General features: G+C 70.9%; 30 protein-coding genes. 17 read left to right on the forward strand and 13 right to left on the reverse strand.

Annotated elements, in window-relative coordinates; genetic code table 11:
- Positions 1–36 precede the first annotated feature (36 nt).
- A complete protein-coding gene (locus ACIBVP_RS01015; RefSeq protein WP_396103889.1) occupies positions 37–729 on the reverse strand; it encodes a helix-turn-helix transcriptional regulator in 693 nt (230 codons plus the stop codon).
- Between the two features lie 77 nt (positions 730–806).
- Here ACIBVP_RS01015 and ACIBVP_RS01020 point away from each other — a divergent pair, with 77 nt between their 5' ends.
- A complete protein-coding gene (locus ACIBVP_RS01020) occupies positions 807–2,054 on the forward strand; it encodes an NAD(P)/FAD-dependent oxidoreductase (RefSeq protein WP_396103890.1) in 1,248 nt (415 codons plus the stop codon).
- An 88-nt stretch (positions 2,055–2,142) separates the two neighbouring features.
- Positions 2,143–2,427 (forward strand): DUF3040 domain-containing protein, encoded by a 285-nt coding sequence (locus tag ACIBVP_RS01025; protein WP_396103892.1) that lies wholly within the window; start codon positions 2,143–2,145, stop codon positions 2,425–2,427.
- A gap of 15 nt (positions 2,428–2,442) precedes the next feature.
- On the opposite strand, the gene ACIBVP_RS01030 is transcribed toward ACIBVP_RS01025, so the two are convergent.
- Together ACIBVP_RS01030 and ACIBVP_RS01035 are read right to left on the reverse strand one after the other, a co-directional pair.
- A complete protein-coding gene (locus tag ACIBVP_RS01030; RefSeq protein WP_396103893.1) occupies positions 2,443–3,225 on the reverse strand; it encodes a slipin family protein in 783 nt (260 codons plus the stop codon).
- Complete coding sequence (locus tag ACIBVP_RS01035) at positions 3,222–3,473, reverse strand: DUF3040 domain-containing protein (RefSeq protein ID WP_396103894.1); 252 nt, start codon at positions 3,471–3,473, stop codon at positions 3,222–3,224. The genes ACIBVP_RS01030 and ACIBVP_RS01035 overlap by 4 nt, the downstream gene beginning before the upstream one ends.
- Before the next feature lie 104 nt (positions 3,474–3,577).
- Between ACIBVP_RS01035 and ACIBVP_RS01040 the strand changes: the two genes are divergently transcribed.
- Positions 3,578–4,003 carry a MarR family winged helix-turn-helix transcriptional regulator gene (locus ACIBVP_RS01040; protein ID WP_396103895.1) on the forward strand — a complete coding sequence of 142 codons (426 nt, stop codon included), beginning with the start codon at positions 3,578–3,580 and terminating at the stop codon, positions 4,001–4,003.
- A 60-nt stretch (positions 4,004–4,063) separates the two neighbouring features.
- Here ACIBVP_RS01040 and ACIBVP_RS01045 read toward each other — a convergent pair whose 3' ends face one another.
- Positions 4,064–5,764, reverse strand: coding sequence for a hypothetical protein (locus ACIBVP_RS01045; RefSeq protein ID WP_396103896.1), 1,701 nt, complete (start codon positions 5,762–5,764; stop codon positions 4,064–4,066).
- A gap of 232 nt (positions 5,765–5,996) precedes the next feature.
- On the opposite strand from ACIBVP_RS01045, the gene ACIBVP_RS01050 reads away from it, so the two are divergent.
- The gene (locus ACIBVP_RS01050; protein ID WP_396103897.1) at positions 5,997–6,989 is read left to right on the forward strand and encodes a helix-turn-helix domain-containing protein; all 993 of its coding nucleotides are present in this window, start codon (positions 5,997–5,999) and stop codon (positions 6,987–6,989) included.
- A gap of 48 nt (positions 6,990–7,037) precedes the next feature.
- Positions 7,038–8,150: a hypothetical protein gene (locus ACIBVP_RS01055; RefSeq protein ID WP_396103898.1), complete on the forward strand. Its 1,113-nt coding sequence runs from the start codon at positions 7,038–7,040 to the stop codon at positions 8,148–8,150.
- A gap of 81 nt (positions 8,151–8,231) precedes the next feature.
- Here the strand turns inward: ACIBVP_RS01055 and ACIBVP_RS01060 are convergent, their stop codons facing one another.
- On the reverse strand, positions 8,232–10,112 hold the full coding sequence (locus tag ACIBVP_RS01060; RefSeq protein ID WP_396103899.1) for an ATP-binding protein: 1,881 nt from the start codon (positions 10,110–10,112) through the stop codon (positions 8,232–8,234).
- A complete protein-coding gene (locus ACIBVP_RS01065; protein WP_396104900.1) occupies positions 10,096–10,803 on the reverse strand; it encodes a response regulator transcription factor in 708 nt (235 codons plus the stop codon). Before ACIBVP_RS01065 ends, ACIBVP_RS01060 begins: the two co-directional genes overlap by 17 nt.
- A gap of 168 nt (positions 10,804–10,971) precedes the next feature.
- Between ACIBVP_RS01065 and ACIBVP_RS01070 the strand changes: the two genes are divergently transcribed.
- Both ACIBVP_RS01070 and ACIBVP_RS01075 read left to right on the forward strand, forming a co-directional pair.
- Positions 10,972–11,352, forward strand: coding sequence for a hypothetical protein (locus tag ACIBVP_RS01070; protein WP_396103900.1), 381 nt, complete (start codon positions 10,972–10,974; stop codon positions 11,350–11,352).
- Positions 11,353–11,367: 15 nt separating this feature from the next.
- Positions 11,368–12,030 (forward strand): class F sortase, encoded by a 663-nt coding sequence (locus ACIBVP_RS01075; RefSeq protein ID WP_396103901.1) that lies wholly within the window; start codon positions 11,368–11,370, stop codon positions 12,028–12,030.
- A 20-nt stretch (positions 12,031–12,050) separates the two neighbouring features.
- Here ACIBVP_RS01075 and ACIBVP_RS01080 read toward each other — a convergent pair whose 3' ends face one another.
- From ACIBVP_RS01080 to ACIBVP_RS01090, 3 genes are read right to left on the reverse strand one after another with little or no spacing between them, the layout of a single operon-like run.
- Positions 12,051–12,701, reverse strand: coding sequence for a response regulator (locus tag ACIBVP_RS01080; RefSeq protein ID WP_396103902.1), 651 nt, complete (start codon positions 12,699–12,701; stop codon positions 12,051–12,053).
- A complete protein-coding gene (locus ACIBVP_RS01085; protein WP_396103903.1) occupies positions 12,686–13,792 on the reverse strand; it encodes a hypothetical protein in 1,107 nt (368 codons plus the stop codon). Before ACIBVP_RS01085 ends, ACIBVP_RS01080 begins: the two co-directional genes overlap by 16 nt.
- On the reverse strand, positions 13,785–14,957 hold the full coding sequence (locus ACIBVP_RS01090) for a sensor histidine kinase (protein ID WP_396103904.1): 1,173 nt from the start codon (positions 14,955–14,957) through the stop codon (positions 13,785–13,787). The genes ACIBVP_RS01085 and ACIBVP_RS01090 overlap by 8 nt, the downstream gene beginning before the upstream one ends.
- 128 nt (positions 14,958–15,085) lie before the next feature.
- Between ACIBVP_RS01090 and ACIBVP_RS01095 the strand changes: the two genes are divergently transcribed.
- From ACIBVP_RS01095 to ACIBVP_RS01105, 3 genes are read left to right on the forward strand one after another with little or no spacing between them, the layout of a single operon-like run.
- The gene (locus tag ACIBVP_RS01095; RefSeq protein WP_396103905.1) at positions 15,086–15,430 is read left to right on the forward strand and encodes a hypothetical protein; all 345 of its coding nucleotides are present in this window, start codon (positions 15,086–15,088) and stop codon (positions 15,428–15,430) included.
- Positions 15,427–16,785, forward strand: a complete 1,359-nt coding sequence (locus ACIBVP_RS01100; protein ID WP_396103906.1) for a WXG100 family type VII secretion target — start codon at positions 15,427–15,429, stop codon at positions 16,783–16,785. Before ACIBVP_RS01095 ends, ACIBVP_RS01100 begins: the two co-directional genes overlap by 4 nt.
- Before the next feature lies 1 nt (position 16,786).
- Positions 16,787–17,554, forward strand: coding sequence for an ESX secretion-associated protein EspG (locus ACIBVP_RS01105; RefSeq protein ID WP_396103907.1), 768 nt, complete (start codon positions 16,787–16,789; stop codon positions 17,552–17,554).
- A 48-nt stretch (positions 17,555–17,602) separates the two neighbouring features.
- On the opposite strand, the gene ACIBVP_RS01110 is transcribed toward ACIBVP_RS01105, so the two are convergent.
- The gene (locus ACIBVP_RS01110; RefSeq protein ID WP_396103908.1) at positions 17,603–18,619 is read right to left on the reverse strand and encodes an aldo/keto reductase; all 1,017 of its coding nucleotides are present in this window, start codon (positions 18,617–18,619) and stop codon (positions 17,603–17,605) included.
- A 109-nt stretch (positions 18,620–18,728) separates the two neighbouring features.
- Between ACIBVP_RS01110 and ACIBVP_RS01115 the strand changes: the two genes are divergently transcribed.
- The 4 genes from ACIBVP_RS01115 to ACIBVP_RS01130 all read left to right on the forward strand — a co-directional run bounded on the left by ACIBVP_RS01115 (position 18,729) and on the right by ACIBVP_RS01130 (position 20,988).
- Positions 18,729–19,307: a TetR/AcrR family transcriptional regulator gene (locus ACIBVP_RS01115; RefSeq protein ID WP_396103909.1), complete on the forward strand. Its 579-nt coding sequence runs from the start codon at positions 18,729–18,731 to the stop codon at positions 19,305–19,307.
- 72 nt (positions 19,308–19,379) lie between these two features.
- A complete protein-coding gene (locus ACIBVP_RS01120) occupies positions 19,380–19,808 on the forward strand; it encodes a hypothetical protein (RefSeq protein WP_396103910.1) in 429 nt (142 codons plus the stop codon).
- On the forward strand, positions 19,802–20,029 hold the full coding sequence (locus ACIBVP_RS01125; RefSeq protein WP_396103911.1) for a helix-turn-helix transcriptional regulator: 228 nt from the start codon (positions 19,802–19,804) through the stop codon (positions 20,027–20,029). Before ACIBVP_RS01120 ends, ACIBVP_RS01125 begins: the two co-directional genes overlap by 7 nt.
- Positions 20,026–20,988: an NAD(P)-dependent alcohol dehydrogenase gene (locus tag ACIBVP_RS01130; RefSeq protein WP_396103912.1), complete on the forward strand. Its 963-nt coding sequence runs from the start codon at positions 20,026–20,028 to the stop codon at positions 20,986–20,988. The genes ACIBVP_RS01125 and ACIBVP_RS01130 overlap by 4 nt, the downstream gene beginning before the upstream one ends.
- Here ACIBVP_RS01130 and ACIBVP_RS01135 read toward each other — a convergent pair.
- Positions 20,978–21,370, reverse strand: a complete 393-nt coding sequence (locus tag ACIBVP_RS01135; protein ID WP_396103913.1) for a hypothetical protein — start codon at positions 21,368–21,370, stop codon at positions 20,978–20,980. The two genes, ACIBVP_RS01130 and ACIBVP_RS01135, sit on opposite strands and share 11 nt — an antisense overlap.
- A gap of 517 nt (positions 21,371–21,887) precedes the next feature.
- Between ACIBVP_RS01135 and ACIBVP_RS01140 the strand changes: the two genes are divergently transcribed.
- Positions 21,888–22,349 (forward strand): DUF6228 family protein, encoded by a 462-nt coding sequence (locus tag ACIBVP_RS01140; RefSeq protein WP_396103914.1) that lies wholly within the window; start codon positions 21,888–21,890, stop codon positions 22,347–22,349.
- A 91-nt stretch (positions 22,350–22,440) separates the two neighbouring features.
- Positions 22,441–23,328, forward strand: a complete 888-nt coding sequence (locus ACIBVP_RS01145; protein WP_396103915.1) for an SAM-dependent methyltransferase — start codon at positions 22,441–22,443, stop codon at positions 23,326–23,328.
- Positions 23,329–23,360: 32 nt separating this feature from the next.
- Here the strand turns inward: ACIBVP_RS01145 and ACIBVP_RS01150 are convergent, their stop codons facing one another.
- Entirely contained in the window at positions 23,361–23,834 is a 474-nt protein-coding gene (locus ACIBVP_RS01150; RefSeq protein ID WP_396103916.1) for a winged helix-turn-helix transcriptional regulator, read from the reverse strand.
- Between the two features lie 51 nt (positions 23,835–23,885).
- On the opposite strand from ACIBVP_RS01150, the gene ACIBVP_RS01155 reads away from it, so the two are divergent.
- A complete protein-coding gene (locus ACIBVP_RS01155; protein WP_396103917.1) occupies positions 23,886–25,064 on the forward strand; it encodes an MFS transporter in 1,179 nt (392 codons plus the stop codon).
- On the opposite strand, the gene ACIBVP_RS01160 is transcribed toward ACIBVP_RS01155, so the two are convergent.
- On the reverse strand, positions 25,043–26,092 hold the full coding sequence (locus tag ACIBVP_RS01160) for a polysaccharide deacetylase family protein (protein WP_396103918.1): 1,050 nt from the start codon (positions 26,090–26,092) through the stop codon (positions 25,043–25,045). The genes ACIBVP_RS01155 and ACIBVP_RS01160 overlap by 22 nt on opposite strands.
- Positions 26,093–26,221: the final 129 nt, after the last annotated feature.

Here is a 26,221-nt window from a genome sequence, read left to right on the forward strand (position 1 = left end):
GAGCGTGAGGCGCGGGGAAATGGCTTTCCCGCCGGTTCACGACCCGGGGTCGCGCTCCAGGCGGACGCAGCAGTGTCCGGGTTCGGGTGCGAGGCGGGCGGTGAGGCCGGTGGTCGCGAGACCGTCGAGGATGCCGTCGACAAGGCACAGGTTCATCCCGCACACGAGGTCGGTGTGCCGTTGGGCGAGGCTGTGGAAGGGGCAGTTGACGAGCACCACGGCGTCGTCGGCGTCGTCGGTGTCGTCGGCGGGCCGGGGTTCGAAGCCGAAGTCGCGCAACGTGTCCATGGCGTCGTCGGTGCGGGACGTCTGGCCGATCTCCTTGCCGAGCTCGTGGGCGCGCCTGCGGAGGACGGCGCTCGGGGGTTCCCCGGTGGTCTCCGCTTCGTGGAAGGAGTCGGCCATCAGGCGGGCGGCGAGTTCGTAGCGCCGTTCGGGCAGGGAGACGGTGATGTGGTCGGGGGAGCGGCGGTACAGCTTGGACGGCCGTCCCGCGCCGGGGCCGCTGCGTCCGGTGCGGCGTTGGTAGACGACCTCCAGCAGCCCCTCGGCCGCGAGCTTGTCGAGGTGGAACGCGACCGTGTTCCTCGGCGCCGACACCGCGTCGGCGGCCTCGTCCCTGCTCACGGGCGCGGCCTGGCGTGCCACGAACTCGTACAGCCGCCTGCGCGTCGGCTCGTCGAGCGCGGCGATGGCCGAGATGTGCGATGACCGGGTCTCGTCGACCATTCTAAAACCTACTTCTGTTGACTAAAACCGTCCGGCTCTTCTAAGGTTAGCCGTAGTTGTCTATAGAGGGAGAAGGCATGGACGGCAACGGATTCGTGATCGTCGGTGCCGGTCTCGCCGGCGCGAAGGCGGCACAGACGCTGCGGGAGGAAGGGTTCGACGGGCGGGTGGTACTCGTCGGCGACGAGGCCGAGCGCCCCTGCGAACGGCCACCCCTGTCGAAGGGTTACCTGCTCGGCGACCAGGACCGTGCCGCGGTGTACGTGCACGACGAGGGCTGGTACGAGGAGAACTCGGTCGAACTGCTGTCCGGCCGGCCGGTCGTCGCGCTGGACAGGGCCGCGCACGAGGTCGAACTCGAGGGCGGTGAGCGGATCGGTTACCGCAAGCTGTTGCTGGCGACCGGCGCGTCGCCGCGCACGCTCCCGGTTCCCGGCGCCGACCTGCCCGGCGTGCACCACCTGCGCCGTTTCCCCGACTCCGACCGGCTGCGTGCGGCGTTGCGCGGCGGGGGGCGGGTGGTGATCGCGGGTGCCGGATGGATCGGGTTGGAGATCGCCGCCGCCGCCCGCGGGTACGGGTGCCCGGTCACCGTGGTGGAGCCCGCGCCGACGCCGTTGCACGTCGCGCTGGGCCCGGAGATGGGGACCTTCTTCGCCGACCTGCACCGCGAACGGGGTGTCGAGTTCCGGTTCGGCGCGGGCGTCGCGGCGATGCACGGCGACACGCGTGTGACGGCCCTGCGCACGACGGACGGCACGGAGATCTCCGCGGACGTCGTGGTCGTCGGGGTCGGCGCCCGGCCGAACACCGCGCTGGCCGAGGCCGCCGGTCTCGCCGTCGACGACCACAACGGTGGCATCGTCGTCGACGGGGGCCTGTGCACCGACGACCCGGACATCCACGCGGCCGGTGACGTCGCCGCCGTCCCGAACCCCCACTACGGCAGGCGGTTGCGGGTCGAGCACTGGGCGGGCGCCATCAGCGGCGGGGAGATCGCCGCCAGGGCGATGCTCGGCCGGCCCGTCACCCACGACGAGCTGCCGTACTTCTTCTCCGACCAGTACGACGTCGGCATGGAGTTCACCGGGTGGTTCACCCCCGGCGGCTACGACCGCGTCGTCACCCGCGGCGACGTCGCGGGGCGCGCGTTCCACGCGTTCTGGCTCGGCGGCGACCGGGTGCTCGCCGGTATGCACGTCAACCTCTGGGACGACGGGATCGGCGCGATCCAGGAACTCGTCCGCGGTGGCCACCCGGTCGACCCCGACCGTCTCGCCGACCCGTCCGTTCCCCTGCCCGTCCACACGGCGTCGCGAACCTAGCGGAAGGGCTTGGACCGGCCGCTTATATCGCGATACGATATAAGCGGCCGGTCCGCATCCCCTGGACTCGGCGGCAGGGAGGGCGCACGTGCTCAGTGAGCGGGAACAGCAGGTGCTGCGGGACATCCAGCGGCACCTGTGCGTGGACGACCCGGACTTCGAGCGTCCCTTCCGTGTCTTCGAGGACCCGGCGCCGTCGTCCCGGTACCGGTGGGCCTACACCACGCTCGTGGTGATCACGGCCGTGCTGGCAGTGGGCATGCTGCTGACCGGTGTGCTCGGCGGCGCAGTGGCGTTCGCCATCGCCGCGTGCACGCTCTGGTGGACTCGGCACCTCGAGTTCGCCTCGACCCGGCCAGAACGCGACGGCTGACGTCGACCGGGGCGGCTACTTCGGCGCGGCCTGCCGGGGGACCGGCGGCGTCGCGTGCTCCAGGAACCGCAGCAGTTCGACGGGGAAGGGCAGCACGAGCGTCGAGTTCCGTTCGGCGGCCACCTCGACAACCGTTTGCAGCAACCGCAACTGCAGCGCCGCCGGCTGCTCGGCCATGGTGCCCGCGGCCTCGGCCAGCATGCTCGACGCCTGCAGTTCACCGTCCGCCGTGATGACGCGGGCCCGCCGTTCACGCTCGGCCTCCGCCTGACGCGACATCGACCGCTTCATCGACTCGGGCAGCACGACGTCCTTGATCTCCACCCGGTCGATGTGCACACCCCAGTCGAGCGCCGGGTTGTCGATCATCAGTTCCAGGCCCTGGTTGAGCTTCTCCCGGTTGGACAGCAGGTCGTCCAGTTCGCTCTTGCCGATGATCGAGCGCAGCGACGCCTGCGCCACCTGTCCGATCGCCGAGTTGTAGTTCTCCACGTCCACCACGGCACGTACCGGATCGGAGACCTTGTAGAACACCACGGCGTCCACCCGTACGGTCACGTTGTCGCGGGTGATGCCGTCCTGGGCGGGCACCGGCATGGTGATGACCTGCATGTTGACCTTGCGCAACCGGTCGGCGCCCGGCACCAGCACGGTCAGGCCCGGCCCCCGGACGGCGTCACGCACGCGCCCGAACCGGAAGACGACGCCGCGTTCGTACTGGGTGATGACGCGGATGGACGAGGCGAGCCCGGCCAGGCCGACGCCCGCGAACGCGAGGACCGTGTACAGGGTGGTCACAGAGGTCGCCTCCTCGGCGCGGGCAGGGCGTGCAGGGCCGCGATCTGGCTGTCGGTCAGCGGTTGGGGATCCATGATCGTGAGCGCCGCGATCATCTCCGCCACGAGCCGGCTCAGGCGCGGCCGGCGACGGCGCGCGGGCCGCGCACGTGGTTTCGGGAAGTCGAAGAGCCGTACGAAGTCGGGGTCCTCGACGGACAGGTGTCGCTGCATCTCCTGCAGCGCTTGGCGTTCGGCATCACTGAGCACGACACACCTCCGGTGTCTCCGCGACAAAAATATCGTATCACGATATAGTTCTGTTCGGGCGTGGCAGTGACCGCCGAGACGGGCGGGCGTGGTGCGATGGGGTCATGAGTAACGAGGAGCCCGAACCGGAGCCGCTGACCAAACAGGACTTCGAGGCGCTCGCGCGCTTCCGGTTCGGCATCCGGCGGTACCTGAGGTTCAGCGAGGAGACCGTGCGCCAACACGGTCTCACGCCCCAGCACTACCAGTTGCTGCTCGCGCTCAAAGGGTTCCCCGGGCGGGAATGGGCCGTGGTCTCGGAGCTGGCCGAACGACTCCAGCTGCGGCACCACAGCGTCGTCGAACTGATCAACCGCGCCCAGAAGCAGGACCTCGTGCGGCGAACGCCGCACCCTGGCGACGCGCGGTCGGTGCGTGTCGAGCTGACGGACAACGGCCAGCAGATCCTCGGCCGGCTCAGCGCCCTCCACCGCGACGAACTGCTCCGGCTGGGGTCCACGCTGGCGCTGCCCACCTGGGACGAGGTCTGACCCGGTTCACGCGTCGAGAAGACGGTGACCGTTCGCGGTCCGGGCGAACAACCGTCCTGGTCATCGCGCGGATCTCGTCAGCAGGATCCAGTCGTCGGTTCGCTCGACTTCGACGTAGTGCGCGTCGAGGTGGGAACCGTAGAGGTCGAGCATGGCCCGCACCGTTTCCTGACAGCAGCCCTGTCCCGGCGCCATGCGCGGAATCATCACCCACCGCGCGTTCTCGAAGACCCGCTCGGCGGCGGGATGGCTCTCGTCGTCGAAACTGATGTCGACGTCCCACCACAGCGGCACGCCGCGTGCGGGCGGGAGTGACAGCGCGAACGAGAACGGATTGGTCAACGCCACCGTCGTGACCGTGTCGGTGGGCCGGACATGACGGCGTAGCAAGGCAAAGCCGTCGTTGAGCATGTCGGGCACCTGGTTGGCCGTCCGGTAGGCCGTCTGCCACGTGCTGTGCGCGGGGACGACGAAGTCCCTCAGATGCGGGGCGGCCAACCGACTGTCGCGGGGTGGGTCGGTCACCGTGGCGTGTTGTGCGGCGCTGTTGCCCAGCGACACGGCGTCTCTCGCCGCCACGGGACCGGCCGTGACGACGAGCAGTCCCGCGAGGCAGAGCAACGACAGGCGCGACAGGGAGGCGGTGCGCCCGGTGGACGTGGTCGGCGCGACGGAAACCACCCGCGCCGCCTTGTGCAGCAGCAGAGCGACGACCACGAGCGCGGGCATGTCGACGCCCTCGGCCGAGTTCCCCGCGGACACCAGGACACTGGAGCCCAGGACATAGGCCGCCGCGATCGAGACGGGCACCAGCGCGCGCACGGGTTCGTGCTGCCGCCGGGCCTTGACGACGAGGACGGCGAGGACCGCGACGGCGAACGTCGTCGCGGGCAGGCCGTGGATGATGCTGTTCGCCAGCATCGAAAGCCGCTGCTCGCCACCCTGTGCGCCCGCGCTGGCGGCGATGTCGCCGACGTAGCCGGTGACGTCGATCCCGAAGGCGAGCCAGAACGTGACCCCGACGGCGAGGAAACCCCCGACGGCCGCGACACCGAGGCCGAGACGTCTTGGCAACGTGCCGAGGCACAGACCGAGGACGACCGCGCCCACACCGACCACGAAATAGCTGATCTTGCAGTAGAACGACAGTCCCAGCAGTATCCCGAGCACCGCTCCCTGGCCGTGCGCACCGCGGGTGTCGGGACCGCGTGTCATGAGGACGAGTACCAGCAGCGTCGCGTAGAGCACCCAGCCGTAACGGTTGTAGAGCATCGCATAACTCGTCAGGTCCGGCGCGTAACCCAGCGGCCGCACGGCCACCACGGTCAGCCCGACGAAGACCGTGAACCCCAGCGCGTGCGGCGGGCGCATCCGCCGCCACGCCACGATCCACGCCAGAAGCGCCGCGACACCAAGGAAAACCAGGTTTCCGTACGTCACGGCCGCGAGGGACGGCACGTCCTGCATGCCCATTCCCCACGAGACCAACCCGTAGACCAGCGGGCCGATGGGGTTGCCGAAGTCGGTGCCCGGTGCCTGTCCGAGGAACATCCGGTAGCCGCCGTCGAGGAGGATGAAATTGTCCCACGGCGCGGCCAACGGAGCCGGCCCAGACCACAGGGAGAAAGCTCCGAGGGCCAGAATGGACAATCCTGCTGCGAGGGACCACCGAACCGGGTCGCAATTTACGTGACCAAGCTCACGTAAATTGCCGTCGGGATCGTCGTCCTGAGCGTGCTTCTCGCTCTCCAAAACAGACAATTCGCACTGATCCTTCGACCGGCAGTTGTTGGACAGAACAAGTCCCAGTGGTCGGTGGTGATCGCGACCTGTCTGGCGTGGAGAGGGTCGCCCAAGTGGCGTCACTCGTTACCACTTGCGTGTATCACCGATCGTCACGCCCGCATCGAAGTGAACCGACCGTCACGGCCAATCCGGATTTACCGCACGAAAGGGTGAATCGAGGACGCCGGTGACCGATCTATGATCGATCGTGGCTGAGGAACCGTCGTCGTTGATCCCACAGGGACTCCAGGGTGGTGCACCAGTCCGGCTCAGCTCGCTGGAGCACGCACAGGCGTTCTACCAGGAACTGGTTCCATTTCGGATCGACCCGCTCGATCGGCAGCCCTTCGGGTGGGCTCTGCGTGCCACCGCTCTGGGGCAGATCGCGCTCCTGCGATGTCGGCACGACGGCGCCGTACGGATGAGTGGCCCCGGCGATCCCGACCTGTTCGTGCTCACCCTGCCCACCCGCGGTGGCGGCGAAGCCGGACCTCTCGGTCGTCCGTTTCCGCTGGCGGCCGGGAGGTCCGCGGTCATCGTCGCGTCGACCGCGATCTCATCGCGGGTCGACGACGGGTTTGGTGCGATCCAGCTGATGATCCCGCGTGCTCGCCTCGCGCACGCACTGGCCGCGTTCCTGGGGACCGATCTTCCGACAACGCTCGACATCGCGCCCGAGATCGACATCGAGGCGGGCGGCGGCGCCGCGCTGGCGCGCCTGCTCTCGTTCGCCGCCGACGAGGCGGGACGGCCGGTCAGCGTGCTCGGCACACCCCTGGTGGCGTTCGATCTGGCCGAAGCCGTGCTGCGTCAGATCCTGTTCGGGCTCTCCCACAACCACGTCGCACGACTGCACGAGCTTTCCCGTCCGGCGGAGCCCCACTACCTGCGACAGGCCGAGGAGTTCCTCGACGCCAACGTCGACCGGCCGGTGAGCAGCGTGGAGCTGGCGAAGCAGGTGGGGGTGGGCGTGCGCGCGCTCCAGCTCGCGTTCCGCCGCTACCGCAACTCGACACCGCAGCGCTTCGTGCGCGAACGCCGTTTCGAACTGGCTCGTCGCCGGCTGGTCGCGGGTGTCGGGCCGACCGTCACGGACGTGGCCCTGGCGTCGGGTTTCGAGCACCTCGGGCGCTTCAGCGTCGAGTACCGCGCGCGGTTCGGTGAGTCGCCGTCGGAGACGCTTCGCCGCCACACGCGCTGATCCCGTTGCGCGATCCGGACAACATGCCTGCGCAACACGGATAGCCCCGTGCGGTGCGTGGTCCGCATATTAGAGAGATCCGCATTTCGTGAAAGGGGATATCTCGTGGGATCGATCACCATTCTCAACGGGACGAACGTGCCGATCAACTCGGCCATCAGCGCCGGTGTCAACTACAGCTGGTGCAATGAGCTCTTCCCGAAGGAGTACTACGTCCACAACGGTGCGGCCGGGGTCTACTCCCTCAACACACGGTTCTGGCTCGGTGAAGAAAGCGAGTACTCGAACAACGGCACCGAGATCGGTCTCTGGGTCGCCGGGGTCGTGCTCGGCATCGTGGGCATCGTCGCGATTCCCATCACCGGTGGCGCCACCGCTCCCGCAGTGGCGTTCATCGGCTCGGCGCTCGCCGGCGGTGCCGGTCTTGCCGTCGGCGGGATCTCCATCGCGGCACGTGAGTTCACCAACGAGCCGAATGTGTGGACCAACATCCACGCCATCCACGACCGGAAGTTCATCGCCGAGGGAACCGTCGACCTCACCAGGGGTCAGGACGGCGTCATCACCTACAACGGCCAACCGAAAATCACCCTCCGCCAGCTCAGCGAGGAGGAGTTCGAGACCTACCGGAAGAGGGAGAAGTTCGTCGAGCACGGCACGGGGGAGGCGATTTCCGACCACGCCACCGTGGATGACCTGAAAGCCGTTCTCGACAAGCCCGTGCGGCTCTTCCCCGCGCTCGGTGGCAGGGCGTGCTGGGAGGTGGAGAACGACCAGACGGCCGAGCACAGTGTCATGCAGCTCTGGGAAAGGGACACCGCCGACCAGACGAAGTGGGAGATCTCCGCGAAACCGCGGCCCACAGATGCGGGCACCGACTGCGTGGACACGTTCTACCTGTACAACACGGCGCTCGGGATGTACGCGAGTTCAAACGGTGAACGAATGGTGACGACCAAGAACCAGGATGCCGCGGAGTTCCGGATCTACAAGTCTGCGGGCACCGACGGAAGATTCGCCTTCATGCCCGTCGCGCATCCGAACTACCTGGTGATTCCCGAGAGCGGCAACCTCGGCAACAGCACCAAACTGCGGTTGGCCTTGAAAACGTCACTGCGTAACCCACTGTGGGCGCGGTGGAAGCTGAACCCGGCCGGCTGACCCACTGCCGCGACACTCCGGTGAGAGCGGGCGCAGCGCGGACGGCGTTGCGCCCGCGTGGGGCGACCGGCGCGGGAACCGTCAGGCGGGTTGCCCGGGCAGGTGAATGGTGAACGTGGTGCCGGTGCCCGGCGTGCTGCGGACCTCGATCCGCCCGCCGTGCGCGGCGATCAGGTGGTGGGTGATCGCCAGGCCGAGGCCGCTGCCGCCCGACGCCCGGCTCCTCGACCGGTCGGCGCGCCAGAAGCGGTCGAAGATGTGCGGGAGCGACTCGGCGTCGATCCCGGATCCGGTGTCGGCGACGTCGATGAGCACCTCGTCGTGTGCCCCGGCCTGTGTTCCGTCGCGGGCCCACAGGGTCACCCGGCCACCGGCGGGGGTGTGGCGCAGCGCGTTGGACACGAGGTTGCCGAGCGCCTGGCGCAACCGGGTCGGGTCGGCGGACAGGTCGGGTTCGCCGTCGATCGTGACCCGCAGCGTGACGCGCGCCGCGGTCGCGTGGCTCTGGTGTGCCGATGCGACCTGCGTCAGTATCGACCGCACCGACACCTGTTCCGGGTGCATCCGCAGCTTCCCCGCGTCGGCGAGAGCGAGGTCCTGCAGGTCGTCGATGATGTGCTGCAGCAGCACCGTTTCCTCGACCAGCGAGGCCACCAGCGCCGGTTCCAGCTTCGCCATCCCGTCCTGCGCGGCCTCCAGCCAGCCGCGGATGTTCACGAGCGGGGTCCGCAGCTCGTGCGCGACGTCGCTGACCATCGTCCTGCGCTGCCGTTCGGCGGTCTCGATCTGTTCGGACATCCGGTTGAACGCGGTCGCCAGCTCGCCGATCTCGCCGCGGGCGGTGGTCTCCACACGTGCGGACCGTTCGCCGTCGCCCATCTTGCGTGCCGCCGACGTGATCGCGTGGATGGGCCGGACGAGGCGGGTCGCGGCGAGTGCGGTCACGCCGACCGTCAGCACGAGCACCGCCAGCGCCGTCCACGCGATCCTGGCGTAGCCCACCGTGGACAGGTCGAACCGGTCGGCCCGCGCTCCTGGCCTGCCGATGTAGAGGTACGCGGGCGCGGACACGTGGGACGCGAGCTGTTCGCGGCGCGCGGAGTCGACGCAGCGCTGGTCGTCCGGTGCGGCGCGCAGCTCGTCCGGCGCGGTCAGCTCCGCCGGTTCCGTGGCCAGCGGCGCCTTGCCCTGCCGGTCGAGGCACGCGTTGACCAGCGTCAGCAGTTCGGTGCTCGCCGCGGTCTCGGTCCTGGTCGTCGGCGCCGGTCGCGGACAGGAATCGGTGCGTTCGGACGGCGGTGTGACGCCTTCCTGGACCGGGTCGGCGGAGGGCCGTACCGCGACCGGTGGCGCCCGGTCGACCGGCGCGGCGAGGTCGGAGGGCGCCGCCCGCTCCGGGTCGCGCGCGGCGCCGGTCACCTCGTCGACGGCCGGGCGGCCGTTGGGTTTCTCGACGATCACCCCGTCACGGCCGAGTCCACGCAGGCAGGTCAGCTGCGCCTGCGCCGACCGCCGCAGCTCGTCGCGCTCGGCCGTGGTCAGGCGGTACGGGCCGACGGCACGCGCGTCGATGCCCGCCTTCCCGGCGTCCGGCTTGAGCACCGGGTCGACGGTCAGCGGATCGACCACCGCGGACGGCGTCCTGGGCAGCGGCGCCCGCGGTGCCCCGGCGGAGTCGGCGATCCGCGCCCGCGTCGGGGTCGTCACCGTGATGTGCCGTCCGGTCTCCTTGGCGACGCGGTCCACCAGCCCCTGCACACCCGACCAGTTCGCGTGGGTGGCGGCGTGGCCGAGCAGCAGGTCGTAGATCTCCGCGTCGGTGGCCACCGACTCGCTGATCTCCTGGTTGATCGCGCCGCTGGTGCTCTGCGCGGCCAGCCACGCCGAGGCGCCGACCGAGCAGCCCGCCACGACCACCGACAGCGCGAGCAGCCGCGTGAGCAGGCTATGCCGTCGGGTCATCGGCGCCGGTCTCCCTCAGCTTGTAGCCGACGCCGTACACCGTGAGCAGGTGCACCGGGTTGCGCGGGTCGGGTTCGAGCTTGCGGCGCAGGTTCATCACGTGCACGTCGACCGTGCGCTCGGTGACGAACTTGTCCATGCCGAACGCCTGGCTGAGCAGCTGGCCCCGGCTGAACGTGCGGCCGGGTTCGGCGACCAGTACGGCCAGCAGCCGGAACTCCGCCGGGGTGCAGTCCAGCGCGACGCCGCCGAGCGTGACCTCGTGCCGCTGCTGGTCCACCACCAGGTCGCCGGCCGACAACACCGGCTGCGCACGGCCGCCCGCCCGGTGGGACCGGCGCAGCACCGCGCGGACGCGCGCCGCGAGCTGTCTCGGGCTGTAGGGCTTGGTGATGTAGTCGTCCGCGCCGAGGTCGAGGCCGAGCAGCACGTCGTCCTCGGTGGTGCGCGCGGTGAGCAACACGATCGGCACGTCCGACTCGGCGCGCAGCACGCGGCACACGTCCAGCCCGTCGACCCTGGGCATCATCACGTCGAGGACCACCAGATCGGGTTTTCTGCGCCGCGCCTCGTCGATGGCCGCCCGCCCGTCGTGCACGACGATCACCGTGTGGTTGTCGTGCACCAGGTAGCGCCGGATCAGCTCGGCCTGCTTCGGATCGTCCTCCGCGACCAGCACCTGTGCGTACACCCACCGCATTATGCGTGCCGTCCCGGCCGGGGTCTCGTGACCGCCCGATGTCGCCGGGAAACCGAACAGGTTCTTCATATTCGGCACACAGGATCTTGAAAACGGCTCTCCAGACTCGTCGTCGTCCGGCCAAAACGGCCGGGCATCCACGCCGAGGAGAGGACATTCATGAAGCTGGGCCGAGCATGCGCCGCGGGCGCCGTGCTGTGGGCGGTGGCACTGCCGCTGACCGCCGGGACCGCGCTGGCCGACCAGGAGCCCGCGCCCGTCGCGGAGCAGCCGTCGGCACCGGTGGCGGATCCGCCCGCGGACCCGTCGGCGGCACCGTCGGAAGTCGCTCCGCCGCGGATCAGGCCGGATGACCGCGCTCCGGAGGAGCCCGAGGACCGCCAGGTGCCCGTGCGGCCGGAGGGGGCGCCGGAGACCGGCGGCGGGCCGGAGGAGACCGGCGTCGGCCTGGCCGTGACCGGTGGCGCGGCGGTGGTCGTGGCCGTCGCGGCGGGCGGCGCCGTGCTGGTGTCGCGCCGTCGTCGCGCCGAGGCGCGGTAGGGCCGGGGATCGACAGTGCGGTTCCGCACCACGGGAACCAGGGGAGGCCGCGGCACGCTCGCGGCCTCCCTGTTCCTCGTCGTACTCGTCCTGACCGGCTGTTCGGCACCCGAGACCGGGGCACAGCCGGCACCACCGGCCCAGCACTCGACGCCGCGATCCGCGACGTCGCCACCACCCGCCGACGGGCCGGGCACGCTGCCAAGGTCACGTCCCGTGTGGATCGACGTGCCCGGCATCCAGGCGCACTCGACGCTGGTGCCGCTCGGCCTCAACGCCGACCGGACGGTCGAGGTCCCGCCGGTGGAGCAGCCGATGCAGGCCGGGTGGTACGAGCACAGCCCGACACCGGGCCAGACCGGCCCCTCGATCGTGCTCGGTCACGTCAACGGCGGTGGCCGGGACGGCATCTTCGCGCGTCTGCACGAGCTGGCGCCGGGTGACGAGATCCGGATCGGCCGCGAGGACGAGCAGGTCGCCCGGTTCGTGGTCGAGCGCACCGAACAGATCCCGAAGGCCGAGTTCCCCGCCGACGAGGTGTACGGCAACACGACGGGGCCCGAGCTGCGGCTGATCACGTGCGGCGGCACGTTCGACGAGACCGCGAAGAGCTACCGCGACAACGTCATCGTGTTCGCGGTCTTCACCGGCGTGGTCGGCGCCACCGAACCGGGGTGACTCCGAGCCGGGCCACCGGCTCAGAGGTCGTCGACGTCGACGAGGCCGTCCTGGATCGCGCGAGCGAGCAGGGCGGCCTTGGTGGCGGCGGGGCGCCCGACGTTCGCGTACTTCAGCCGTATCCGGTCCAGGTGGGTGCCGACCGTGCGGGTCGTGATGTCCAGCAGGTCCGCCACCAGTTGTTTCGACTCGCACTGGAACCACAGGGTGAGGACTTCGGACTCGCGGTCGGACAGCGCGGGCCGCTGCGGGTGGCGGTTCGCGACCATCGCACCGGCGAGCGCGGGAGGCAGGTACGGCTGGTTCCGCGCCGCCGCCACGGTCGCGGCGACGAGGTGGTCGTTCCCCTCCGCCTTGGTGAGGAACCCGCAGACGCCGAGGTCGAGGCACGTCAACGCGACGTCCTCGCTGTCCTGCATCGTGTAGACGATGACCTTGCGGCCCGCGTCGACGAGCCTGCGCACGGTCGCCCGGTAGGAGACGGTGGGGTTCTCCTCGACGTTGAGGTCCAGGATGACCACGTCCGCCTCGTCACCGGGCGATGTCCACGCGCACTTGATCGACGTGCCCGCCGCGACGACCCGGATCGGCGGGTCGGCTTCGGCGTACCAGGCCCGGATCCCGGCGAGGATGGCGGGATGGTCGTCCACGACCGTCACCGTGATTGCCATGAGGTCTCCAACCGAAGTCTTCCCCGGACGACCGACTCGACGAGCGCGACCTGCCCGGCGCCGGTGCGGACGGACGGCAGCACCGGAGCGGCGCACAGAACGCTCAGCCGGACGCGGTCCGCGGTGTAGAGCACGGTCACCCGCGCCTCGGATCCGGCCGCCACCAACGCTTCCGAGACCGGGGTGAGGAGTTCGTGCCGCACCGACGGCGTCAGGTCCATCGGTGTGCCCCGCACGGACAGGTGCACCGAGGCACCGTGTCGTTCCGCGATGTCGATGACGGCGCCGAGCTCGTGGACCAGCCGGTCGTCGACGGCTTCCGTCTCACAGAACAGCCTGCGCATCCGCGCCGCGTCGACCGCACAGCGGCGGCGGACCTCGGGGTCGCGTGGATCGAGGTCACCTCCCGCCAGGCCCGCGAGCAGGGGAATGGTGCTCACCCGCAGCTCCGCGTACCTGCGTGCGCGGTTGCTCGCGGCGGCCGCGGCCGACTCGTTCCTGATGCGCAGCCGTTCCTCCTCCCGCGAGGTGCGGGCCGACGCCGTCGCGATGGCCCGCACCAACATCGCGCTCATCGCGACGCCCAGCTGGAACCCGACCACCGCCACCACGACCACGGCCATCGCGGCCAGGTCCGGGAGGGTCGCGCCCGACGCGACCAACGGCCACGTCAGTGCCGTGACGTGGACCGCGCAGAACCCGGCGAACCACCACAGTGGCACCTCGAACAGCAAGGCCAGGGCGTGCCAGCCGATCACGCTGAACGACCAGTGCTCGGCCCGCTGCAGGGCGTCCAGCGGCAGGACCAGGGCCATGGTGAGCGAGCAGGCCAGCAGCACCGCGGTCCCCGCGAACACGATCGGCGTGGGCGTGCGTCCCCGCACCAGCAGGACCGCGGCCCAGGCGAGGCTCGTCACCGCGAGGACGGCGTAGACACCGACCTCTGCCGGGGCGCGGAACTGTCCCGCGACGAACCGGTAGCCGTAGACACCGAACTGGATCGTCAGCGCGACGGTGAGCAGCACCGCCCGGATCGCGACGAGCATTCGCCGCTCCAGGAAGGTGACCCTGCCGCTGTCGAGATCAGCCACGGGACCAGCGCCAGGTCACCGTCGTGCCGTCGCCCGGCGCGGACCGGATCGCCACGTCGCCGTCCGCGGCGACCATCCGGCCGCGGATCGAGTGCGACAGCCCGCGGCGGTGGTGGGGCACCCGCCCCGGGTCGAAGCCGCGGCCGCGGTCGGCCACCCGCACCTCGACCTGCCCGTCGTGCTCGCTCGCGGTCACGACGGCGCCGGGGTCGCCCGCGTGCTCGCGGACGTTGCTCAACGCTTCCCGTACGCCGTGGTAGATCGCCAGCGCGGGCCGCGGGGGCATGGCGAACGGCCGTGGCACGTCGACGCGCACGTCGAGCCCGGGGAAGGCGGTCACGCTGCCGAGCAGCTCGGCGAGGTCCAGCTCCTGGTCCGAGGACCACGGGGTGGTCAGCACGTCGAGATCGCGGCGCGCCTGTGTGGACAGCCAGCCGAAGTCGTCGGTGGCGCCGGTCGACACGATGAGGAAGGTGGTGCTCGCGGTGTCGTGCAACAGCGCCATGTACGCCAGGTCGGCGTCGCGCTGGGCGCGCACGGCCGCGGCCGCGCTCCTGCGTTCCGCCAGTCGCCGGGTGGCCGCGTCGTACAGCCGTGCCGCACGGCGGACCATCAGCAGACCGAGGAAGGACAGTGCCGCCTGCACGAGCATGCGGCCCGCGGGCAGCACCGGCAGCCCACCACCGGCGAGCAGACAGCCCACGGCGTAGCAGGCGGCGGTCGCGCAGGCGATCAGGTGTGCCGCACCGGGCCGGTCGGGCCATTCGAAGTAGCAGGTGACCGACACGATGGAGGCCGTGGCCACGATCCAGCCGCTGAACGGCTGGGGTCCGAGGTGGACCTGGCTCAGGCCGAGCACCGCGACGAGCGCCAGGTTCCCGGCCACCGTCCCGGCCGGTGAGAGCGTCCGCAGGCGGACCTGCGCGCACGACATGACGGTGATCGCCCCGGCGACGACGACCGCCAGGGCGGCGTCACCGGCACCGTGACCGATCATGCCGAAAACACCGCACAGCCCGACCAGGACGGCACGCAACCACGACGCGCCCCGGACCGAGACGTGTTGGAGGTGACGCTCGGAAGCCCCCGGCAGCCTCGGCTCGGCACGGTGCTCACCGCTCACAGTGGAGGGCGGCCGCACGATGGACTGCGTAGTGCCGTGCACGGCTGGAAAGTTACCAGCGGTGACCTGCTCATACTCGCGAATGGTGGCATCCGGTGACCGGTCGGTCGCGGGATGTCGGTCGTTCGAACGACAGGCGACGGACCCGTCCGCCGGTATAACTCCGGCACATGAGCACCGGCTTTGCCTTCAACGACGCCGAGTTCCAGGCCGTCCTCCGGGACTGGCGCGACCTTCGGGCACAGCTCGACGAGGCACGCCGCCGCTTCTCCGCACTGGCGGACCTGTCGGCCCGGCGGCCCGCCGACGACGTGGCGAGTCAGAACTTCCAGAACCGTGCCCGGCGCGCGGTTCTCGCGGCGAACGCGTCCGACGAGGCCGTTCGCGCGTTTGTGGACGGTTTCATCGCGAAGCTGGAGCGGACGGCGCCCGCCTACGTGAGCACGGACGTCAACGGCGTCACGCGGTTCGACCGCACCGACTCCGGCGCGGACAGCGGGGGCGCGGCGTCATGAGCATGACTCCGCAGGAGATCTACGAGAACTTCCACCACGGCAGTTCCCGCCCACTCGCCGACGTGGCGCGTGAGCTGCGCGAGGTGGTTCCCGTCTACGAGGCCGTTTCGGACCGGCTGATGGCGCTGGGCAGCGGCATGACCAGTGTGTGGAGCGGTGACGCCGCGGACGCGTCCATCACCAAGGCGGAATCGCTGGTGACGTCCATGCGCCGGTCGGTCGAGTTGCTGGCCGCCTGCGGCGGTTCGCACGACGCGCAGACGACCGCGTTCGACAGCGCGAAGGAACAGGTGGTGCCGGTGCCGCCGGTGCCGGAGAAGCCGACGCCGATGGACATGATCAAAGAGGTGCTCGAGCACGGCCCCGGGGCGCCGTTCGAGCGGGTCCAGACGTACCGGGATGCCGTGGCGGCGTACGAAATGGCCGCTGTGCGGAACAACGGGGTCATGGAGACGTACTACTGGGCGACGAGGGACAACCAGGACATCCCCGACGACTATCCGCGACCGGTGCTGTCCTCCGGCGGTGCCGAGAACTCCGTGACCGCCGAGGGCGACGGCCTCGACTGGCGCACCGACCGTGTCGACACCATCGAGACCGGCGGCGAGAAGACCGGCACCGGGCCCGGCGACGTCCCTGGCGGTGTCGGCGGGGACGGCGGGCAGGGGCTGGGCAGCGGTCTGGACGGCTCCGGTCCGGGTGGGAGCGGAGTGGATTTCGACGGGCCGGGCGGTGGTGGCCCCGAGTCGGTCGACCTCCCGCCGCCGGACACCGACGGGCCGGGGCCGGGCCGCACCACACCGAGCTGGGTCCCCTCGACGGTGACGCTCCCGACGGACACGATCATCACCGATCCGGCGCGGCCCCTGCCGCCGTCCGGTCCTGCCGGGCCGGGCGTGCCGCCGGGCGTGGTGGTGCCCGGTTCGACGGGCACGGGCCGGGATCGGGACCCCGGTGCCACGCACACGTCCGGGGTGAGTCCGGTGACCGGCGCCTTCGACCCGTCGAAGGCCGGTGCGCCGTCGGCGGTGGGACCGGGCTGGGGCGGCGGTGACCAGTCCGCCGCCGGTGGCCGGGCCGGCCAGAGCAGTGGGGTCGGCGGCGGACCGGCAGGCGGGGGTGTGACGGGCCCGGCCGCGTCGCGTGTGCCCGGTTCCGTGGGACGGACCGGTGGTGCGGGCGGGTTCGGCATGGCGTCGCCGAGCGCCCGGCGCGAGGAGGACGAGGAGCACACGCGTCCCGAGTACCTGGTCGAACCGGACCCGAACGAGATCTTCGGTGCCGACCAGCGTGCCTCGTCACCGGTGATCGGTGCGGCGTGGAAACCGGAGCCGTTCGACAATGGTGAGGGCTGACGTGCGCACCGCCCCGATCGAGCTTCCCGTGTCCGCACTGACCGCCCTGCTCGAATGGGAGGGCGCCGGTGAGCCGCACCAGGTGCTGCGGCCCGAGGTGGTGTGGCGGGAACCGGGGGAGCAGGCGGCCCTCATCCGCGCCACGCTGGACGCGCTGGCCGCCGCCGGCGTGATGACCGCGCCGGGGCAGGTCGACCGGGACCTGCGTGACCTGCTGCCGTTGCTGACCACGCCGACTGTCGAGTACTCGGGCTGGTTCACCGCCGATGGCCGGACCAAGGGTGTGCTCGCCGCGGCGGGTGCACTCGACGCCGTGGTCGCGGTGCGCGACGGTGACCGCGTCCGCATCACACCGGTGCCCCCGGACCGGCTCACCGATGCACTGATCACCGAGTTGCCGGACGTGCGGGCGGGCCGGGGATCGTCGTTCGTGGTCACCGCGGCGGACATCGACGACCTGCGGGCGCCGTCGGACGTCAGCGAGCGGCGGGTGCCGGAGCACGTGGCCCGGATGGTCGAGCTCGCCCACCAGGCGGTGCGCGACGGCGGTGAGCTGTACGCGGTGAGCCGCGACGCGCTCGGCCGGTGCGTCACCCGGGGCCCGGTCTGGTACGCGGACACCGACGACGGCCGCTACCTGAACTACACGCTCGGCGCGGGTGACGCGTTGCGGATCGTGGTCGCGCCGGGCACTCCGTCCTCGCTCGTCGAGGCGTTGGCGAGCGTCCGCGCACCCGTCGGGCGGCAGGCGGGGAGGACTGCGCGGTGAGGCAGGGGACCCGCACACCGGAAGTACGCCACCCGCGGGGCTGAGCTGTCACGCGGCGGCCCGTGCGGTGCGCGGGCGGCGGCGCAGGCCCGGGTCCTGCAGGGCGGGAGGTTGGTAGGCCTGGTCGAGCGCGCCGACGTCGGTGCCGGGCGGGACGATCTCGTCGATGCGGTCGAGCACGTCGTCGGGGAGGGTGACGTCCATGCCGGCGAGCAGGTCGTCGAGCTGCGCCTCGGTCCGCGCGCCGAGGAGTGCGCAGGTGACGCCAGGGTGCGCGATGGTGAACGCGATGGCGAGATGGGTCATCGGCAGGCCCGCCTCGGCGGCGAGGGGCACGAGCTTCTCGACGGCTTCGAGCCTGCGCTCGTCGGTGAGGTGACGGAACAGGCCCGCACGGCTGAGGTCGTTGTGGTCGCGGCGGACGCGGCCGGTGAGCAGGCCCTGCCCGAGCGGTCCCCATACCAGCGTGCCCATGCCGAACCGTTGTGCGGTGGGCAGGATCTCGCGTTCGATGCCGCGGTTGAGGATCGAGTAGGGCGGTTGTTCGGTGTGGAACCGTGCGAGGCCGCGCCGCCGTGCCACCCACTGGGCCTCGACGATGGCGGAGGCGGGGGAGTGGGACGCGCCGATCGCGCGGACCTTGCCACTTCCGATCAGGTCGGTCAGCGCGGCGAGGGTCTCCTCGACGTCGGTGTGGGGATCGGGGACGTGCAGTTGGTAGAGGTCGATGTGGTCGGTCCGCAGCCGCCGCAACGAGTTCTCGACGGCAGTGACGATCCAGCGCCGTGACGCCCCCTGGTTGTTCGGGTCCTGCCCGGTCGGGCGGCCGAACTTGGTGGCGAGCACGACGTCGTCCCGGCGGCCCGCCAGGGCCGTGCCGACCACCTCCTCGGAGTCGCCGTAGGCGTCGGCGGTGTCGATGACGTTGATGCCCGCGTCGATCGCCTTGTGGATGATCCGGGCCGAGTCCCCGGGGTCGTTGCCCATGGCGGTGGCGAACATCAGCGCACCGAGGGCGTAGGGGCTGACCTGGATGCCGGTCTGGCCGAGGGGGCGGTATCGCACGGGATCTCCCTGTTGTGCCGGACGGTGCGGCGAGCCGCCGAACCGTAAACGGAATGCCTTTCCGGAACTATATGGAATGGCTTTCCGCTTCGCAAGCTAGGATGACCGGGTGACCAGGGACACGACACCGACACCGACACCGCGCAGGCGGCGTGCCGATGCACGTCGCAACGTCGGCGCGTTGGTCGAGGCCGCGAGGGTCGTCTTCGACACCTCCGGCGTCGACGCGCCCGCGAAGGAGATCACCGACCTGGCCGGTGTCGGGGTCGGCACGCTGTACCGGCACTTCCCGCAGCGTTCGGACCTGGTGAAAGCCGTGGTGGAGAGCGGGATCGACGCCGTCGCCGAGGCCGGTCCGCGGCTGGCGGCCGCCCATGAACCGGCGGCGGCGCTGTCGCGATGGCTCGACCGGTACACCGAGTTGCTCGGCACCAAACGTGGGCTCGCCGCCGCGCTGCACTCGGGCGACCCCGCCTTCGCCGAGCTGCCCGGCTACTTCCTGGATCGGCTCGGCCCCGTCCTCGCGGCGCTGCTCGACGCCGCCGTGGCCGAGGGGGCGATCCGCGACGACATCGGTGCCGAGGACCTGCTGTACGCCGTTGCCCAGCTGTGCCAGCCCGTGCCCGGGCGGGGACCCGAGCACGGCAGGCGGCTCGTCGGCGTCCTGGTCGACGGTCTGCGAGTGTAAAAGATTATTGACACAGTGTCTGCGGCTCTTTACATTAGACGATGTCAAAGTTGTTTTACATCGGGAGTCGGTGTGGCACTCGAGGAGAAGCGCGCGTGGATCATGGCGTTGGTCACCGCCTGTGGGTACGTGACCTACCTCGTCATCGTCCTGGGTCGTGTCGGTGACGTGCCGCCGCCGGAGACGCCGTATGTCGCGGCTCTGTTGTGGACGGTGGGTGCTGCGGTCGTCGTGGCGATCGTGCTCGGCATCGCCGCCGAGGTGACCACGCCGAAGGACTCCAGGAGAAAGGACGAGCGGGACCGCGAGATCGAGCGGTTCGGGGAGTACATCGGACAGTCGTTCGTCGCCATCGGCGGGGTGGCGACGTTGGTCATGGCGATGGCCGAGGTCGACCACTTCTGGATCGCGAACGCGATCTACCTCGCGTTCGCGCTGTCCGGTCTGCTCTCGTCCGTGGCCAGGATTTTCGCCTACCGTCGGGGATTTCAGCAGTGGTGAAGTCGACCAAGGTCACGAACTCGATCCGGGCGCTGCGGTTCGCCAACGGCGAGATGACCCAGGCGCAGCTCGCGGAACGGATCGGCGTGACGAGGCAAACCATCATCGCCATCGAGCAGGGGCGTTATTCGCCGTCGCTGGAGATGGCGTTCCAGATCGCGCGGGTGTTCCGGGTCCCGCTCGACGAGGTGTTCCAGTACCCGGACGGGGAGAAGGAATGAAAGCGATCGTGTACGACAGATACGGCCCGGCCGACGTGTTGCGGCTCGCCGACGTGGCGAAGCCGGCGCCCGGAAAGGACGAGGTGCTCGTCCGGGTGCACGCGGCCGGGGTGGACTACGGGGTGTGGCACGTCATGACCGGGCTGCCGCTCCCGGGTCGCGTGGCCTTCGGCCTGCGCGCACCGAAGAACCCCGTGCTGGGGCGGGATGTCGCGGGGACGGTCGAGGCGCTCGGCGCCGACGTCACGGGGTTCCGGGTCGGTGACGAGGTGTTCGGCACGTGCGGCGGCTCGTTCGCCGAGTACGCGTGCGTGCCGGCGGCGCGGTGCGTGCCGAAGCCCGCGAACCTGACGCTCGAACAGGCGGCCGCCGTCCCGGTCTCGGGCCTCACCGCACTGCACACCCTGCGCGACGCCGTCAAGGTCGGCGACAAGGTCCTGGTCATCGGCGCGGGCGGCGGGGTGGGCACGTTCGCGGTGCAGCTCGCGAAGGCGTACGGCGCCACGGTGACCGGCGTGTGCAGCACCGGCAAGGTCGAGCTGGTCCGCTCGATCGGTGCGGACGACGTCGTCGACTACACCCGGGCCGACTTCGCCGACGGGACACGGCACTGGGACCTGATCGTCGACACCGGCGGGATGCGACGGCTGTCCCACCTGCGCCGCGCCCTCACCCCGAGGGGCCGGCTGATCCTCGTCGGTGGCGAGGGCGGCGGCCGGTGGCTCGGCGGGTTGGACCGCCTGCTCCGGGCGATCCTGTTGTCCCCGTTCGTGAGTCAGCGCCTGGGCGGCGTGATCTCGGTGGAGCGCGGCGAGGACATCGAGGAGCTGCGCACGCTGATCGAGGCGGGCAAGCTCACCCCGGTCATCGACCGCACGTTCCCGCTCGCCGACGCCGCGGCCGCCATCCGCTACCTGACGGACGGCCACGCCCGGGGCAAGGTCGTCGTCACCGTCTGAGGGCGGCCACGGCGTCGGCGACGGTGTCCACCTCGTCCTCGGTGTTGTAGTAGTGCGGCGACAGGCGCAGCGCCCAGTCGACGTCCTTGTCGCCGAAGTCGTACTGGGCGAGCTCCCGGTAGCTCAGCGCCGAGTTGATCCGCTGCTTGTCCAGGGCCAGTTTGGACGGCACGGGCGCCCAGCCCGCGCCGGTGAAGGTCACGAGCGCCGCGGGTTCGCGCGCGGCCAGACGACCCGACGCGTGGGACCGCGCACCGGCCGCCGGCCGGGAAACACTGCGCGCACAGTTCGCCCGGCTGGTCGACAGCGGCGACATCGACCCCGACGACGTACTCGTCACCAGCGGCGGACAGGACGGCCTGTCCATGGCATTCCGAGCCATCGCGGCACCCGGCAGCCCGATCCTGGTCGAGTCACCCACCTACCAGGGCGCCCCTGTCCGCCGCCCGGGCCGCCGGACTGCGCCCGGGTCCCCGTCCCGATGGACGAGGACGGCATCCGTCCCGACCTGCTGGCGGACGCCTTCGCGACGACCGGGGGTTGAGACGGGTTTCGGGACACCGGGCATGTCTCGAAGGTGCCCTTCGGGACGTTCAACGACCCCGTGGTGCCCTTCGAGACATCAGCCATGTCCCGAGGGGCACCTTCGATTGGCGCCGGAGCGTCACGCCGCTGTCGCCACCAACCCCCGAAAGACTTCCGAAACCGACCACTAAGCGAAGCCGCACACACGACCCCAACCCCGATGCCCTGAAAGACGGCATGCGGGCAGACCCATCCACACGAAACAGTCCAATGAGGAGCGCTGCCGACGGTGCCGGCCGAACAACGCTTCGGCGATCTCCCGGTGCGCCCAAGGTCAAGGCGACCCCTCGCGGGCGGGAACGCCATAGACTGACATGGTGGAATGCGGGTGCGACGCGGCCTCCGACGCCGACGGTGTCCTCGTCCTCGGGGACGCGGACGGGTCGCGGGTTCGCCTGTGGCACCGCGTCGCCTCGGACGACGGGGTGATCGACGCGTGCGTGGAGATCGCGCACACCACCGACACGGCGAGCCTGCGTTCCGCGACGCACCGCGTCACGCTCGCCGTCGTCGCCGAGGAACTGACCCCGTTCCTGAACGGACTGGCGGCGGACTTCGCGGGCTGGGCCGGTGAGCGGACGTGGCAGAACCTCGACGGCGATCTCGAGGTCGGCGCCCGCCACGTCACGGGCGGCTACGCCGACCTGCGGTGGACGCTGTGCTCCCGGCCGTACGGCTGGGTCCGTCCGTGGTCCGCGTCGGTCACCGTGCGAGTCGAGGCGGGCGAGCAGATGCGGGGGCTCGCGGCCGACATGCACCGGTTCCTGCACGGCTAGCCAGTGATCCGGATCGTCGCCACCGGGGCGGGCCGGCCCGTTCGGTAGCATCGGGCACCCTGGCGGACGGCATGGGGGAGGCGCTGGTTTCGTGGGTGACAGGACGCCGGAGACGGTCCCGGAGGGTGTGGACGTGAGCAGGCCGAGCGTGGCCCGCGTCTACGACTACTACCTCGGCGGCAGCGCGAACTGGGCGGTCGACCGGGAGTTCGGTGACCGGGTGCTGCGGAAGTTCCCGCTCCTGCGTGACGTCGCCATCGCGAACCGGATGTTCCTCAACCGGCTGGTGCGGTACCTGTCGAAGCAGGGCATCCGCCAGTTCCTCGACGTCGGGGCCGGTGTGCCGACCGCGGGCAACACCCACCAGATCGCCGACGAGATGGCCGTCGCGTCTGGCCGGACGCCCGACACGCACGTCGTCTACGTCGACTACGAGCCGATCGCCGTGGCGCACGCCGAGATCGTCCTCGATCAGGAGGGCAACACCGACCGCCACGGGGTGATCAAGGCCGACCTGCGTGAGCCGGACGACCTGTGGGCCCGTGCCATGGCGACCGGGCTGCTCGACCCGGACGAGCCGATCGCGCTGCTGTTGATCGCGGTGCTGCACGTCCACCAGCCCGGCGCGGACGGCGTCACCGACATCGGGCCGGAGTCGGTCGCGCGGCTGCGTGAGCTGCTGCCCGCGGGCTCCTACCTCGCGATGTCGCACATCACCGACGAGGGCGTCCCGCCGGAGGTCGGTGAGAACCTCGTCGAGCTGAAGCGGATGTACGACACGTCCAGCAGCAGCAACGGGATCTGGCGTGCGCACAGGGACGTCGAGGCCATGCTCGGTGACTTCGAGATGGTCGCGCCGGGATGGTGCTGGCTTCCCCAGTGGCGCCCGGAGGAGTCCGGGCCGAACGCGCACTCGATCTCGTTCGCCACGCCCAACCACGCCGTCGGCTGGGCGGGTGTCGGGCGCAAGTCGCGCTGACGGCGGGACGGCCGGTGCGGTGAGTTCAGCCGTCACCCGCGTCCGCGCACGGAGGTCGTGTCGCTCGTCAGCGGGCGGCCGTCCCCTGCCGTGGGGACGACCCGCGGTACGACCGTGCCCTCGTCGTCGACCAGGACCGAATGGGGTTCGTCCGCGTCGAAGGCGTGCCGCTCGCCCCACTGGCGGAGTGTCACGAGCACGGGGAACAGGTCCTTGCCCGCCGCGGTGAGCTCGTAGACGCGGCGCTTTCCCGACGGCGCCTCCACCTGGCTGATCAGGCCGTGGGCGACGAGCTTGCGCAGCCGGTCGGCGAGGATGTTGCGGGCGATGCCGGTGCGCTGCTGGAAGTCGGTGAACGAGCGCGCCCCGTCCATCGCGTCGCGGACGATCAGCAGGCTCCACCGGTCGCCGATCACGTCGACCGCCCGCGCGACCGGGCAGTTCGGGTCCGTCCACGTGAGGCTCAGTCCCACCACGCCTCCAAATGAGTTGCGTAACGAAACCATTTTGCCCTACCGTCAAAGAGTTGCAATTTGAAACCAAATGCGGAGGTCGCGGTGGGCCGTGGGACGAGGTTCCTGCTGGCGGTGGTGTGCGGGGTGGCGGTCGCCGGTGTCTACGCCGGGCAGCCCGTGCTGGCGGCGATGGGGCGCGACCTCGGCGTGCCCGCTGACTCGGTCGGCTGGTTCGTGGCCGCCGGGCAGCTCGGTTACCTCGCCGGGCTGGTGCTGTTGGTGCCGCTCGGCGACATGCTCGACCGCGCGCGCCTGATCGCCGCGCACCTGGGACTGGTCGCGGCGGGGCTGGCGGCCACCGCGGCCGCGCCGGTCGCCTGGGTGGCGTTCGGAGGTCTCGCCGTCGCGGGCGTGTTCGCGGTGGTGGTGCAGACCGCGGTCGCGTACGCGGCGTCGCTCTCCTCACCCGGCGAGCGTGGCCGCGACCTGGGTGTCGTCACCTCGGGCGTGGTGGTCGGCATCCTCGGCGCCCGGGTCGTGACCGGAAGCCTGGCGGACCTGTGGGGCTGGCGCAGTGGCTACGTCGCCCTGGCGGTCCTCGCCGCCCTGCTGTGCGTGCTCAGCCTCGTCGTGCTACCCGCGGACGTCCGCGCGGGCACCGAACGGTACGGGCAGGTCATCCGATCCCTGGGCGGGTTGTTCACCCGGCCGGTGTTCCTCCGCCGCGGGCTGGTCGCCTTCTTCCTCTTCGCCTCCTTCGGCACCCTCTGGAGCGGTCTGGCGCTCCCTCTCTCCGGTGCGCCGTGGCACCTGAGCGAAACGCAGATCGGACTGTTCGGCATCGCCGGGCTCGCCGGTGCGCTGAGCGCCGCCCGCGCAGGCCGCTGGGCCGACGCCGGGCACGCGCGCCGGGTCACCGGTGTCGCACTCCTGCTCCTGCTCGGGTCCTGGTTCGCGACGGGACAGCTCGGCTGGTCACTGCTGCCACTGGTCCTCGGCGTGGTCGTGCTCGACTTCGCGGTCCAGGTCGTGCACGTCGGCAACCAGCACGTCCTCACCGCCGTGTACGCCGACCGCACCAGCAGCACCATCGGCGGCTACATGGTCTTCTACTCCCTCGGGTCCGCGTTCGGCGCCACCGCGACCACCGCGCTGTTCGACGCCGCGGGCTGGACCGGCTCCACCGTCCTCGGCGCGGCACTCGCCCACTGCGCCCTCGCCGCCTGGGCACTCAATGACCGCGCGACCGACCGCGCCGGTCAGTACGTCCGCACCCGCTGAGCGAACTTGGCCGCCGGGTTCCCGGCCGCGGCCGCCGGGAACGAGATGTGGTTCGGGTCGCCGTCCGACGTGTACCGGGTCGCCGGGGCCGCCGCCAGTTTGTCCAGCCACACCGTCGAGCAGAACGCGGCGTCCGCGCCGGTGGCGTCCTGGGAACGGATGCGTGGGATCGCCGCCGGGGCGAAGTCAGCCGCGTACGGGGACGGGGCCGGGTTGGCGCCCACCAGGAACGCGCCCCGGTACCGGTACTCCGCCGCGCCGACGGTGCCACGCAGTGCGAGGCCGGGCTCGTCCGGCGTCGCGCCGAAGGGGTACGCGAGCGTGGCGGGGGAGAGGCCCGTGCGGCGGATCTCCTGGTCCTGGGTGAGGATCTCCCGCCGCACCTCGTCTGATGTCGCTTCGCCGAGGTTCACGTGCGTCGCGGTGTGGTTGCCGACCTCCATGCCGTGCTCGGCCAGCCACGGCAACGTCCGCGACCCACCCGGGTCCCCGAAGGGGTCGGCGTTGACGAAGAAGGTCGCCACCGGCCGGAACTCCGGGTGCTCCGCCGCCACCGCCAGCATGATCGACACCGCGGTGCCCGCCGCGGGCCGGCCGGCCGCGTCGAGCGAGAACTGGCTCGGGTCACCGTCGTCGAACGTCAGCACCACCGGGTGGGCGCCCGCGGGGAGGTCGAGGTCGCCGTCGACGTAGTCCGCCGCGGTGACCGGGACGTAGTCCTCCCGTACCAACCGGACGAGTTCGGCGCGGAACGCGTCGGGGGTCCGGTCGTACACGGTCTTCGGCGCCGTGGTGATCCGGTGGTACATGAGCACCGGCACCGTGCCGAGCTCGTTCGCGTCGACGGCGGCCGGGTCGACCGCGCTCGGTGTGGACGTGCCGGTCGGCGATGTGGCCGGGGCGGGTGCGTTCGAGACCGGGGCGCGCATGTGCTGGCTGGACGGTCGTGGCGACGGCGCGATGGTGCACGCGGCCGTCGCCAGAAGCGCGGCGACGAGCGCGACCGTGGTCGTGCGTGGTGCGGACACCACTCAACCATCGAGCTGTTTTCCTTGCGGCGCAACGCAAAGAGAGCACGATCAGGTGATAACAGGTTAGCCCTGACGCGGGCGGGCATGCCCAGCGCGGTGTGCGTGTCTGCTGGAGTGGGGAGAGTG

This window comes from Actinophytocola sp. NPDC049390 (assembly GCF_044466355.1).
Lineage (GTDB): Bacteria > Actinomycetota > Actinomycetes > Mycobacteriales > Pseudonocardiaceae > Actinophytocola.